This window comes from Shewanella sp. 10N.286.54.B9 (assembly GCF_041468565.1).
In the GTDB taxonomy this organism is placed as follows: Bacteria; Pseudomonadota; Gammaproteobacteria; order Enterobacterales; family Shewanellaceae; genus Shewanella.
In genome coordinates this window covers 146,006-158,177 of the sequence record NZ_JBFRIY010000024.1, presented here as the reverse complement: position 1 = coordinate 158,177, position 12,172 = coordinate 146,006, and the positions used below count along the sequence as shown (strand labels likewise).

The following is a 12,172-nucleotide window of genomic DNA, read 5'->3' as shown; positions in this document are numbered from 1 at the left end:
TTGTTCTGGTTAAACTCTAAGATCGTGGCCAATATTAGTTGACCACTACACATGTACAAATCCCTTCTCTCGCCATCCTTGGCGTCAGGGATAAGTACTTCCATGTACAAAAAAGCGGACCTTGTGGTCCGCTTTGTTAGCTAGTGTTTAGCCTATCGATTTAAGCCACTATATTTACTTATAGAAGGCTTCAACCGTGCCTTTAACTGTCATCATAAGCGGTTGGCCGCGACGGTCTAACGCTTTATGTGATGGCACTTTTACCCAACCTTCGCTAATGCAATATTCTTCAACATCAAAGCGCTCTTTGTCATTAAGCTTGATGCCAATGTCATGCTCAAAAATGGCTTCCACATGGTGTTTGCTACGTGGATTAACGGATAGGCGATCAGGTAAAGCTGGTTTTGATGTCGTGTCGGTCATGGTAGTGGCCTGTAGTGATAAGTAATAAATCGTGCGCTATTGTAGGCAATAGAGCGCTTTTGCTCAATAGTGAGATACGAAATGCACCCCAACAAACAAAACTGAACTGCAAACGAGCATGATCTTCACCCACATACACAAAATAATACTTAGACTTCATCACTGCTGAAGCTATGAGCCAGTGCTTATGTATCAGCAATGCCCCCTAAAGTGTATATCGCACACTGAGGTCTTGCAGCAGATAATTGATTACCCAATGGCCCTGAGTTGAACGGACAAAATGGTTATTACGTTCAGTGAATATTACCTTAATCTCACGGTAACTGAGTTTATAAGCCAGATAATGACGAAGCGCCTGCACGATGCTATCAGGTGGCTAATGCCTGTCTGAGAAGTTGAGCATCATACTGTGGATGCTCTAAATTAATATTCGAATACCATCAATACCGGAGCTCATGTCGCCAACTTTGCGACAGAGCCAATTAAAAGCCTTCTATTTGCTAAAAAAGCTCCTCCATAAAAGCTCTAACCATCGCTAGCGCTTTCGTTTTTAACATTAACATTAACAACTTCAGCAAATGCTTAACCAAAGTTAATTGTTATTCATCTTCTTGAATTGCATGTTTAAGCGGCGCACTCTGGAATTTGAAATTTTGGCTTTATTGAGGCCACAAAATAAAACACTAGATGTAAAAGCCTGAATCGTACCTTTCAAATGCAATGGAGTTATCTTATGAGAAACCTACAACTATTTAGCACAGCCTCTGTCGACCACCTACTGTGGTCTAGCAAAGAAGAAAATGCCTATCTAGACTCGCCAGCATTAGATGTATTTACTGACTTTGATGTCGCTCGCCCTATTGTCGTTGACGCATCTACCAGTGCTTTAGAAACAGGTGAAATCATGGAAAAAACCCATGCGAATATGCGTTTAGTGGTCGACAAGAATGATAAGTTTCTAGGGGTGATTACGCTACATGAGTTATCTGATCTCAATATGCTACTAACCGCAAAAAAATTAAATCATACTATGGATGAGTTATTAGTCACTGATGTCATGGTCAGCAGAGAAGATCTGCAAGCTTTTGACTACGAACAACTCTCTACAGCAAAGGTCAGCGACATTGTGCGTATTTTAAAAGAAAATAGTTTGCATCATATGCTAGTGATTGATCACCAACAGCACCATATACGCGGGTTAATTGCCGCCAGTGATTTAGCTAGAAAACTGAGCATGCCGATAGAGATCCACCAGCGTCCCTCTTTCAGCCAAATATTTAGCAGCGCTCATTAACACAAGTATGCTCACCATCAAACGTGAAATCATTTAGCCACAAAAGCGCACGGTAAAGTGTTAGATTCTTTACCGCTTTTGCTAACGCATGCATCAAGGTATTCTCGTAAGCCTATCTTTATGTTCTGCCACCGCTCACTATTGTCTTCACCTGTTATCAACGACTAAAACATGCACAGAATATAAAGGTGCCATTGGGCAACAACAGGTCTTTGCGGTATTAATAGCAAGTCAGTATCCAGCTTTAAACCGTTAGCAAACCGGGCTGATGCAAACCCAGCGAGACTAATGCCATAACCAATTTGAGTGTCAAAAACATCGATTATCTAAAGTAACTTGGCTATAGGTTGCTTTATCATTGTTCTCCATAGAGAATAGCGACTAGTTTGAGTAGTTTATTCAGTAGTATAGATTTAGGAGTGCTTGGTAGATGATGACAAAATGGGCGACACGATTTTTACAAATGGCCGAACTCGTTGCATCTTGGAGTAAGGATCCCTCTACTCAAGTAGGCGCAGTGATCACCGAAAACAATCGCATAGTCTCTTTAGGTTTTAATGGTTACCCACATGGGGTCTCCGATAGCGCTGAAACCGACAACCGCGAGATGAAACTGCTCAAAACCTTGCATGCAGAAGAGAACGCCATACTCTATGCTAAACGTGATCTTAGTGGTTGTGAGATCTGGGTGACCCACTTTCCCTGCCCTAACTGCGCAGCGAAGATCATCCAAACGGGTTTAAGCACAGTTCATAGCCCGCAACCTAGCCAAGACTTCCTGTCTCGCTGGGGCGAAAAAATAAAAATAAGCCAAGATATGTTCGACCAAGCAGGCGTTGAAGTTGACTGGATGCAGGTTGCAGATTCTGAGTAAAACCTCATGATAAAGTTAGACACAAAAAAGGCCACAGATGTGGCCTTTTTTAGGTCATTAGCAATTAAAACTTGTAAGCAACACTCACTCTTATATCTCGACCAGCAGCCGCAATACCATCGCCCATATAAGGCTTGTAGTATTGGTTGGTAATATTTTTCACCGTTAAATAAGCTTCCCAATTATCTAACGCACCAGATTCTCCGGTAAAGGCAACATAGAGATCTTGGATGAAATAAGCATCGGTCGGTTGATCGGTTCTAAAGCTGCTCGCGGTAGGCATGTCATCTTCTGATTTGCTGTCATACCATTTGCCTCGCCACGCAAACATTAAGTCGTTTGTGAGGTAATAGCCGAGCTTCAAACCGATATTAGTTGGCGCGAGATCCGCTAGATATTCATCATCGCCTGTAGAGTCTTTCAAGCTACCGTCATGTTTACCTGTAATATACGACGCATCTAGATCTGCAAACAGATCTTGATATCGGTAATTTACAACTAAATCAGCCCCCTGATTATAATAGCCTTCAAGATTGGTATTATAACCTTGCGCTTGCTCTACCGAGTTGACTCCAGAGCGTTTAGCAATATCACCTTCGCCTTTATGGTAGTACAAGGTGATCTGTGTCGATATGGTATCGCTGTCAGCAAACAAGCCATTATTAACTTGGGTCATACCAAGCTTGTAAGCTTGTAATCGCTCCATATCCAAATCGCGGCTTGAGGTAATAGCTTTACTCGCTTTTGCATACTGCACCGTATAGATATCATCAATAACCGGTGCCTGTAACGTATAGGCGTAATCAAAGTAAAATTGAGTTTGTTGGCTCAACTTATAATGAATCCCTAAGCGAGGCGATAGTCCAGAGTGTGAGACTGCAGAGTAATCATGCCCGGCTGAAATATCATTATAATCAGCGGCTAAATTCTCTTTACCTTCACTGCGAATATAATCGTATCTAAGCGAAGGTTTTACTGATAACTGCTCACTAATTTGGTAGTTAAACTCAGCATAAGCGCTAGATGTTTGTTGTTTACCACTAGGTTGATAGTAAGGCGTGTACAAACCAAAATTTTTGGCTTCTTTCTTTTCATAAGTTTTGTTGTACACCAATGAATCACGGTCCGAACTTAAATATTGCAGTCCTAACAACAGGCTATTATCGCCAAACCAGCTGGTATTATTAATATCAACAAATGAACGTTGGTATTTAAGCCATGATTCATGGCCAAAGTTGCCCACCGAGACGTACATTTTCTCCCATGCAATATCAGGGCGTACCCAATGTCGCTGGTTATCACTGCTTGAAACCACTAACTGAGTATCTATCCAGTCATTATTGGGGGTATAGCGGTAATTTAATGAGTAGTTAGTGTCTTTATAGGTATTGTGAGCGGTTGTCGCATACAACGCGGTTTCATAATCACCGTACTTTTTAATATTGTAATCGCTAATTGTCGGCATTTGCCCTCGGCGGTTTGCCCAAGGTTTTTGTCCTTCATCTTTGTAATCAGTCATCGACAACGACATCAAATGAGCGCCGTAGTCAAAATCGACTTTAGCTAGCAAACTATTTTGGCGATAACCTGAATAACCCAGTTTAGCCTCATCACCAGTATCTAGCTCAATCGGTTCGCCCTCTTCGGCAATATTATCGCCCCATATACCATTACCTAATGTGGTGTCGTTTGCGTCTCGGTAGGTGTAATTGACGATAGCAGATAGGTGACGATTTAACTTGCCATATGCACTCACTAGGCTTCGCTTCTCATCATCATTGTCGCTGTAGCCCGCTTTAAGACGAACGCCAAAATGCTCACCAGCTGCAAGAAAATCCTCAGCACTTTTACTCGTGACATACATTGAGCCAGCAAAACCGCCGTTTCCAGAGCGAACATCATGGGCACCTTTTATCACCTGCACCTGTTTGATCAAGTCTGGATCGACAAAGAACGAACCATAACGATATTGCTCAAAGCCAAGGGGAGCATTATCTAAGTACAGATTAAGATCTTCCTCATCACCAAAGCCCCAAACATTGATGCGCTCACCGCCGACACGCGTACCGCCGTCAATATTTATTCCTGGAAGCTGATCAACCAACTCAGCAAACTGTGTTGATTGCTGCTCTTCAACCTCTTTCATCGTAATAACAGCGGTGCCAGGAGGTGCAAGCTTTAGCCCGCGACGATAAGCTCTGCCTGTAACCTCAATGACTTCAATTGCTTCAACTTTAGGTTCGCCTAATACCTTATTTTGAGCATCAACCATCACTTGCTCGCGCTTCTGCTCAGGCTCCAGTTCAGTTTGCGCATAAACATGAGACTGTATAGACAATGCTAAAAATGATAATGAAAACAATTTTATATGACGTGATATCACCGGATGTATTCTCAAGGGTAAGAAAAGTTGGCGGCGAGTATAAAGAAAAAATACACAAATGATAATAATTATCATTCATAATTTACATATGAAAATAGACTGTTACAGAAGGGGCTTGGTTAGCCTGTAAAAATTACAATAATGGTTCAAAGTTAAAGATTGTAAGCTCAAATCAGACAGACGAAGCAGATGAGCTAATCTCAATAAATTGAAGATTAGCTCAGCTTTATCAGCTTACTTTCCCCTCGCTGTTACCAAGGTAAAACTTGACCATTTGAATGCCTAAATACACCGGATTGGCTCATATCAAGTTGCTCTATTAAGCCGACAATGCGACCAGCCGACTCAGTAGCAGAAATATCTCCACCATGATTGACCATATCCGTTTGCACATAACCTGGATGATAAATTCCCACAGCCACCTCTCTATGCGCTAAGTCATGGCTCAATGACATAGAAGCAGCATTTAACGCCGCTTTCGACATACGATAACCGTAACGACCACCGGAAGTATTGTCTTCAATTGACCCCATTCTAGAGGTGATCATCGCCACCTTAGCCCCGCGAGTTAATTGTGTTTGCAATGCTTCAACGACACGTAGCGGCGCCACGGCATTGACTTCAAACTGTGCGCGAATGGTCTCAAGATTCAAGTTAGCTAAGCTCTCATCGCGCAATATACCTGCATTACATAGCAACAGATCAATATCGATATTCGTTAATGCCTGCTTCATGTTAGCAATGCCTGCATCCGTTGCGACGTCAATATCTGTCACAACATTAACCTTTAAAGCCGATAATGCCGCAGAAGCATGGCGGCATAGAGCGAATACATTTTTTCCCTGAGCAGCATAAAGACTGGCTAACGCTAAGCCAATACCACGATTAGCACCTGTTATAACGACTGTTTGAGACATATCTACTCCAAGTTTAAGAAATCAATAAACGAAAAAATACCGCTAAATTAACACCAATAAGCATTACATATTGGCACACGGAGAAGAGCATAGGCCGAGGCTAGCATTGATAGTTTGATCACCCAACGCCCTATCACGTAATAACGTTAATTCACCTTGGATACTCGGTTGCGGTAAACGAACTGGCTCTTGTAGTCGCCAGTCGCCACTAGCCTCTTTGCTGCCAAATTGAAATTTAAATGCCAAGTTGCCAAACATACCTAAGCGCAGGTCAGTCACAATCAGTTGCTTATTTAACTGCTCATAACGGACAAAATCGCCGGTGAAATCCCTCAGTGCCAGCAGCGACTCGGGCTGAGTGGCTAATGGCCACTCGCCGCGAGATTGAGAGATAAACTCAATATCAGGATGAGTATCGAGCACCGATGCTAACCCTTCCCAATAATGCTCGCCATCTAATACCACAATACGCCATAGTAAGGTGTTAAACGGCGTAGGTGCAATAAACACCTTTTCGGCACTGAATCCACGCTGCTCAAGACTTGCATATGCTCTTTTTTCTACTATCTGCTTAGCCATTAAACTCCAGCCTAAATAGGCGCTAGAAACCACAAGCGCTATCAAGCAATATCGACTGAGTGCAGCTTTACGAACGACTCCAATCGCGATTGCGATAAGTAAAGGCAAAGTATAGAGCGGGTCAATAATAAAGACACTCGATAAGGAGTAGTAGCCGTGGAGCGGCCATAATAACTGGGTGCCGTAACTGGTAAAAGTATCCAACAAAGGATGGGTAACTAAACAAAGTAGGATCAGCAACCACAATCGAGAAAAGGACCAGTCAGCTAGCGGTTTAAAACGTTGCAGCAGGCCAGCAACAAGTAAGGAGAACGGCAGTAAGATCAATATTGAGTGGCTAAAGCCGCGGTGCTTTACTGTATTGCTAATATCATCGCCATAATCGATAAAGACATCTAAATCAGGTAGGGTACCGAGTAAGGCGCCCGCTAATAATACTTTGGCATTACAACGCCTTCCCGCAATTGCACCGGCAACCGTCGCGCCTAAAGCCGCTTGAGTAATCGAGTCCACAAAGTCTCTCTGAAGTTAGTTCAGTTAGCGGTCAAGCCACCAACAATTAATGCGCTACAGACTAACCTTATACAGCTTTAATTAACAACCGCTATATTGGCTCAAAACATCTCTTGTGTAAGGCTCTCCTGCTTTAAAGCCTAAAACTTGCCATAACAAAGCAAGGTATTTAATGATAATTGAGCCCATTAAAGATCATCTCAACAGCTGTCATCTAAACCAGAAGGGCTTCCTTCTGGTTTAGATGACATAATATATTAGCGCCAAACACCCCACTCACCGGTAGTGCCAGGCTCTTCACCCTGTGTCCACCATTGAGCGGTCCAAGTTTTACCATTGTGAGTCACCACATCACCCACAATATAAATACTGGCGGTGCTCCATGCATTAGTGCCCGGCTTTTCAGGCTCTACAGGAGGCAAGGGATCCACAGGCCCTGTTGAGTCAGGCTCAACAACAAAGGAATACACCTCTTCGTCAGTAGCATCATTATTACTAACCACTAATTTAAAGCTCAATTCATGACGCACATTGGCCAGCTTAGCCGTTTCAATAATCAGTTCATCATTTGAACCTAGCGTTGTTTGCACTGGCACGCCACTCGTCTGTAACCACTGTACGCTTGTCACCTCACCTTTGCTTTCACCATGTTGAAGTACCACATAGTCACCATGCATCACACTCGCACTATTCAATGGTTTAAGCACTTTTGGAGAGATAGCTGCGACAACTGGGCTAGTATCATCAGTTGTGATACTAAACTCAGCAGAAGCGCGGGCATCTTTTGAGTTGAAGTTATTGCCATGAAGGTCATTTTTGAAATACATATAGTGCTTCATCTCCTCATGCCAGCGACCAATGAACACATTGCCTTGATGGTTCGCTTCATACCAACCATTCACTTGTGAAGCGAGTAAACGGTCCCAGTCATTTTGGTTTTCAGAGGTGATACCGAGCGAAAAAGATGAATGTTCTTCGCCATTCTTATTGAATACCTTGTAATGAACCTTATCGCCAATAGCAACGGAGTCTAAGCTGATCGATGCTGGAATAAAGCGACTACCAGCAACGAGGTAAGGCTCACTCGGTTCTGGTGTCGGATCAACAGGCGGCTGCGTCACGTCATCATTGACGATTTCAATATCGCTACAGTTATAGAACCCCTCTCCAACAGGGTCAATACGCTGCCAGCGAACAAACAAGATAGCATTGCCGACTCGGTCGGTTGGAATGGTCACATCCATACGATATTTACCAGCGACCACCGCAACATTGCCCTCTTCTTGAATCAGCTCAAGATCTCCCCAAGCTAATGCTTTGGAAAGATCCGCACTGGGCTTGGTCAGGTAGAATTGCCAAAATGAAGGGTTATGTGGAGCGGTTGCGTTAAATACATATTCAAAGGTGCCCGCTTGGACTTTCGAGCGTGTCCAACCTTCGCTAGCAGCACCCATGCCTTTTTTCTGTGGGTCATTGGCATAACAAAGCGTGCCATCAGGAATCGCATTTCTTACGGTTTGAATATTGTTGTAATCAGTGATGTTGATGGAGAATTCATTACGTTGAACAAAGGGGTAGGAACCAGAAATAGCTTTAGCTTGTGCGCAGCCTGCGCTGGGTGGGTTTCCACTCCAAACACCGCCCTCTTTGAAACAGGTTTGCTGTCTGGCTTCTGGATACTCTGACCAGCCATGTGCCTGCACTTGGCTGCTAGAAAATATCAATAGTGCCGAAGTAACAGCTATATTGAACAAACTTTTATTCATCTTAATACTTCCTTTATTAAATAAGAGTGTTTCACCAATTGCTAATATCAATAACTGTACAGGCGACAAAAGTTCTTCAATTCTTAAACTAAATATTACCAAGTGACGATTTTACAGCAGGATATATCGGCAATGAGTAGTGGATTGAATAACCCTATCAGACGAGATAAATGGCTTAGCGCTGAGTGCTAACCAAACCCAAAATATTGATTGGCTGACAAAAAAGTTTTATCAAAGAAAAGCAGAGAGTAAGGTTCTCTCTACTGTTGATTATTACCTAGGTAGAATCGTTAGCGGCGTATAAGGTTACCGTAGCATTGCTGCTTGCCCCAGATGCAGTTGTAAGCAGTTCCTTCAAGTAAGGTGTAATAAACATCGACGTAATCATCATCGTTGGTGAACCAAGCCTAAGCTATAGCTTGCAAAATACCATTGGTGAGCTGCGGAATGATTGTATAGCTTTGGGCGTCAGGGAACATGCGCATGAGAGCTGTTGCTTCTAACTGTTACCGGCTAGCACCCTGTAGTTAGTGCCATCATCATGATCCATGAGCAGTACGTCAGCAACAGGCGAGCGATAGCGCAACCAATGGATCAACACTTGGTTCGGGAAATAAGTCACGCATCGTAATCTAAGTAAGCCAGTTCAACGATTTCAAGTACAGGCTCTTGGTCATCTTTTAAACTAATGTGAGTTAACACTGTGGTTGAGATTTGCTCCGCAGCAACTCTCAATTTTAAATCTGCTGCAGAAACATGAGATATGGTTGCTAACGATTACAATGGTTTGCAACCATCACTTGTTTTTATGTCAGCAGATTAAGTTTATCAAAATGTAATTGTCGCCCCCACGGTATACATCCATGTTTTATCTAATATATCGAAGTATTCAACTTCACCTCTAATTGCAAAACTGCCCAGTTCAAACTCTAGTCCAACACCCGCGGCGAGATCGAAACCGTCATCTGTGATTTTTTCTTCAAAATACTTTAAGTCAGTATCCCAGTAGATCCCCCCTAACTTACCAAAGATACGAACAGGCCCAACCGGAATACCTGCGACGGCAAATATATCCAAACCATAAGGGTCTACGCTGGTACTTAAGTCAGACGGAGAGCCTAAATCGACATAGCCTGCTTCTATCGCCAGCACACCAGAAAACTGGTAGCCACCATAGATTTTCCATGCGAAATCGTTTTCATCAAACTTGAAATCGTCGAGATTATAATCACTGCCAGATTGTTCTATACTCGCCGACCCAACAGATGCACCAAAGTATAATCCTTCATCTTTAGCTTGCACCGAAGTACAGATCAACACTGACATCAAACTCAATATGAGCAAATTGATATATTTCATCATCCTTAATTCCCCTTGTTCCCTAATTAATATCGCGAGTGTGCAACTAGCATTATCAAGCTGTGCTTCAATAACCACTGGCACTCATTGAGAATAGTCAACAACATGATTAGTGCAAATTCAGCAAGCGGCATGGAAAAATAAGATAAGAGTAACGTCTAGAAAACGAGGGGCTTACCAGAGCAAGCTAATGACCTAATTAGCACCACTAATTTCAACATGATAAAAATTTATTATGTTGAGTCTTAACAACAGCCAAAATTTAAGACACAATGGGGCTAATATCCATCTAGACGGCTAAACATGAAAAAATCATTGAAACAGCGTTCGTCCGATCATCACCGTGGGATCTACTTTATTGGTACAACCCCACCTAAAATCGATACTGATTTTGAATCGGTCAGTACCATTGCTGATAAGTTGTTAGCCCGTCTTGATGAGATAAGCTTTGATGGTTTAATCATTTACGATATTCAGGATGAAACCAGCCGTATTGATACGCCGCGGCCTTTTCCGTTTAAGGCCACATATGATTCTGGCACCTATGCTCAGCTGCTCAATCAAAAGTCAGCCAAACCTGTTATCGCCTATAAGAGTGTCGCCGGTCTTGATGAGGAGAGCTTTAATGAATGGTTATCTCGTGCGTGGTATCAAAATAATGTAAGAGATTTAGTATTAGTTGGGTCACCATCGACTCAAGCTGCCAGTTCATTGCCTTTAAATGACGCTTACCGTGTGTTAGCCGCACACTCTAAGGAGTTCTATCTTGGTGGCATTGCAATTGCGGAGCGTCATTTAAGTAAGAAGAATGAGCATATTCGTCTATTGGGTAAGTCGACTTTAGGCTGTGAATACTACATTACCCAAGCTGTGTATAACGCCCAAGCAACTATCGATATGTTAACCTGCTACGCCCAGGAATGTGCGCTCAATAATATAAAGCCAAATCGGGTCATTCTGACATTCTCCCCTTGCGGTAGCGCTAAAACCTTAGAGTTTATCAACTGGCTGGGTGTATCCGTTCCCGAAGCCACCCGCGAACGTATATTGTCAGCCGACGATCCTCTATATGAGTCAATCAAGGTCAACCACAGTAACCTACTGAAAATTTTGGCAGCGGTACTGCCGCTCAATATCCCATTGGGGCTGAATATTGAAAGCTTAACCAATCGTAAAGCTGAGATTGATGCCTCTATTTTGATGTACAAGCTACTTAAGGGCACAATGAATCAAGCCTTAGCCCAAAATCAAATAGATCAATTTGTGCTAAACAGATAACACCAGTTGTAAAAGTATCGCCCTGCGGTGTGCGTTGACCGTGGGGCATAATACGCCCCGCTCTGCATCACACCTAAAGCTTGCCCGAAGGCACACAATCACAGTGTTACTGATTGCAATTTTTTATCAATTCTTTAACCAGTTAATCAATCGTTAAGTTACGGTACAGCATTCTGCAGTTATATTAATTATCGAATTAGGATGATTAAGCAGAGGCGACAGATGAAAAATTTAACCAATATGTTAACGACAGCAGTGAAAACAGTAACCACTATCGCGCTGACTTTATTTGTCTCAATTGGCAGCGTTCATGCATCACCCAATACTGCAGTAACAGCTGATTTAGTTAAATCAAAAACTGATCAGAACCTGTTAGTTTGCCAATATCAAACTGTATCTGGTAGCCACTTCCAAGTGTTTGACAAGGCCTTAGACAATGAAAGCCGTTGCCCAACTAACATGCAAGTCGCCCACGAGACGATGCTTACTGATGCAGAACAAGCCCAGATCAAACAGATGCTTTCCCTGAAGAATTAATGATTGCTCAAGCTAACCAAATTGAAATTTAAGCGCGGCACAAGCTGCGCTTTTTTGTGGCTGCGTTTAATACCAATTACAGCTCAAACAGTTATTGAAAAAGGCTAAAGGCCGTAACAACGAGTAATATTCGCTTTACCTTCCTAAGAGGTATTCATGTTCAAATATATGGAGTAAGAGTTTGACTATTCGATGCTTATTATCAAAAGAAATGGTGTGAAATCACAGAAGGCGTTAATTATTGAATGA

Annotated in this window: 11 protein-coding genes and 2 pseudogenes; 4 read left to right on the top strand and 9 right to left on the bottom strand. The window is 42.6% G+C overall.

The window, feature by feature from the left end:
• Positions 1–174: 174 nt before the first annotated feature.
• Together AB4135_RS09750 and AB4135_RS09745 are read right to left on the bottom strand one after the other, a co-directional pair.
• Positions 175–423, bottom strand: a complete 249-nt coding sequence (locus AB4135_RS09750; protein ID WP_044556270.1) for a DUF3297 family protein — start codon at positions 421–423, stop codon at positions 175–177.
• Between the two features lie 232 nt (positions 424–655).
• Positions 656–787 (bottom strand): annotated as a pseudogene (locus tag AB4135_RS09745) (IS6 family transposase); the annotation flags it as partial.
• Between the two features lie 369 nt (positions 788–1,156).
• Here AB4135_RS09745 and AB4135_RS09740 point away from each other — a divergent pair.
• Both AB4135_RS09740 and AB4135_RS09735 read left to right on the top strand, forming a co-directional pair.
• The gene (locus tag AB4135_RS09740; RefSeq protein ID WP_371992398.1) at positions 1,157–1,717 is read left to right on the top strand and encodes a CBS domain-containing protein; all 561 of its coding nucleotides are present in this window, start codon (positions 1,157–1,159) and stop codon (positions 1,715–1,717) included.
• 430 nt (positions 1,718–2,147) lie between these two features.
• Entirely contained in the window at positions 2,148–2,591 is a 444-nt protein-coding gene (locus tag AB4135_RS09735) for a dCMP deaminase family protein (RefSeq protein WP_371992396.1), read from the top strand.
• A 64-nt stretch (positions 2,592–2,655) separates the two neighbouring features.
• On the opposite strand, the gene AB4135_RS09730 is transcribed toward AB4135_RS09735, so the two are convergent.
• From AB4135_RS09730 to AB4135_RS09700, 7 genes and pseudogenes are all read right to left on the bottom strand, one after another.
• Positions 2,656–4,974: a TonB-dependent receptor domain-containing protein gene (locus AB4135_RS09730; RefSeq protein WP_371992395.1), complete on the bottom strand. Its 2,319-nt coding sequence runs from the start codon at positions 4,972–4,974 to the stop codon at positions 2,656–2,658.
• 251 nt (positions 4,975–5,225) lie between these two features.
• Positions 5,226–5,891 (bottom strand): SDR family oxidoreductase, encoded by a 666-nt coding sequence (locus tag AB4135_RS09725; protein ID WP_371992394.1) that lies wholly within the window; start codon positions 5,889–5,891, stop codon positions 5,226–5,228.
• A 63-nt stretch (positions 5,892–5,954) separates the two neighbouring features.
• Positions 5,955–6,983: a metal-dependent hydrolase gene (locus AB4135_RS09720; protein ID WP_371992392.1), complete on the bottom strand. Its 1,029-nt coding sequence runs from the start codon at positions 6,981–6,983 to the stop codon at positions 5,955–5,957.
• A 257-nt stretch (positions 6,984–7,240) separates the two neighbouring features.
• Positions 7,241–8,749, bottom strand: coding sequence for a lytic polysaccharide monooxygenase (locus AB4135_RS09715; RefSeq protein ID WP_371992390.1), 1,509 nt, complete (start codon positions 8,747–8,749; stop codon positions 7,241–7,243).
• A gap of 290 nt (positions 8,750–9,039) precedes the next feature.
• Positions 9,040–9,120 (bottom strand): annotated as a pseudogene (locus AB4135_RS09710) (hypothetical protein); the annotation flags it as partial.
• 128 nt (positions 9,121–9,248) lie between these two features.
• Positions 9,249–9,350, bottom strand: a complete 102-nt coding sequence (locus AB4135_RS09705; protein WP_371992406.1) for a DUF3103 family protein — start codon at positions 9,348–9,350, stop codon at positions 9,249–9,251.
• A gap of 227 nt (positions 9,351–9,577) precedes the next feature.
• Positions 9,578–10,108 carry an outer membrane beta-barrel protein gene (locus tag AB4135_RS09700; protein ID WP_371992388.1) on the bottom strand — a complete coding sequence of 177 codons (531 nt, stop codon included), beginning with the start codon at positions 10,106–10,108 and terminating at the stop codon, positions 9,578–9,580.
• A 303-nt stretch (positions 10,109–10,411) separates the two neighbouring features.
• Here AB4135_RS09700 and AB4135_RS09695 point away from each other — a divergent pair, with 303 nt between their 5' ends.
• Positions 10,412–11,386: a methylenetetrahydrofolate reductase gene (locus AB4135_RS09695; protein ID WP_371992387.1), complete on the top strand. Its 975-nt coding sequence runs from the start codon at positions 10,412–10,414 to the stop codon at positions 11,384–11,386.
• 222 nt (positions 11,387–11,608) lie between these two features.
• Positions 11,609–11,923 (top strand): hypothetical protein, encoded by a 315-nt coding sequence (locus AB4135_RS09690; protein ID WP_259649927.1) that lies wholly within the window; start codon positions 11,609–11,611, stop codon positions 11,921–11,923.
• Positions 11,924–12,172 lie beyond the last annotated feature (249 nt).

What these genes read in the sequence shown, in the direction of transcription:
- AB4135_RS09750 (WP_044556270.1), bottom strand. Translation starts at nt 423, where the DNA reads ATGACCGACACGACATCAAAACCAGCTTTACCTGATCGCCTATCCGTT.
- AB4135_RS09740 (WP_371992398.1), top strand. Translation starts at nt 1,157, where the DNA reads ATGAGAAACCTACAACTATTTAGCACAGCCTCTGTCGACCACCTACTG.
- AB4135_RS09735 (WP_371992396.1), top strand. Translation starts at nt 2,148, where the DNA reads ATGATGACAAAATGGGCGACACGATTTTTACAAATGGCCGAACTCGTT.
- AB4135_RS09725 (WP_371992394.1), bottom strand. Translation starts at nt 5,891, where the DNA reads ATGTCTCAAACAGTCGTTATAACAGGTGCTAATCGTGGTATTGGCTTA.
- AB4135_RS09715 (WP_371992390.1), bottom strand. Translation starts at nt 8,749, where the DNA reads ATGAATAAAAGTTTGTTCAATATAGCTGTTACTTCGGCACTATTGATA.
- AB4135_RS09700 (WP_371992388.1), bottom strand. Translation starts at nt 10,108, where the DNA reads ATGAAATATATCAATTTGCTCATATTGAGTTTGATGTCAGTGTTGATC.
- AB4135_RS09695 (WP_371992387.1), top strand. Translation starts at nt 10,412, where the DNA reads ATGAAAAAATCATTGAAACAGCGTTCGTCCGATCATCACCGTGGGATC.
- AB4135_RS09690 (WP_259649927.1), top strand. Translation starts at nt 11,609, where the DNA reads ATGAAAAATTTAACCAATATGTTAACGACAGCAGTGAAAACAGTAACC.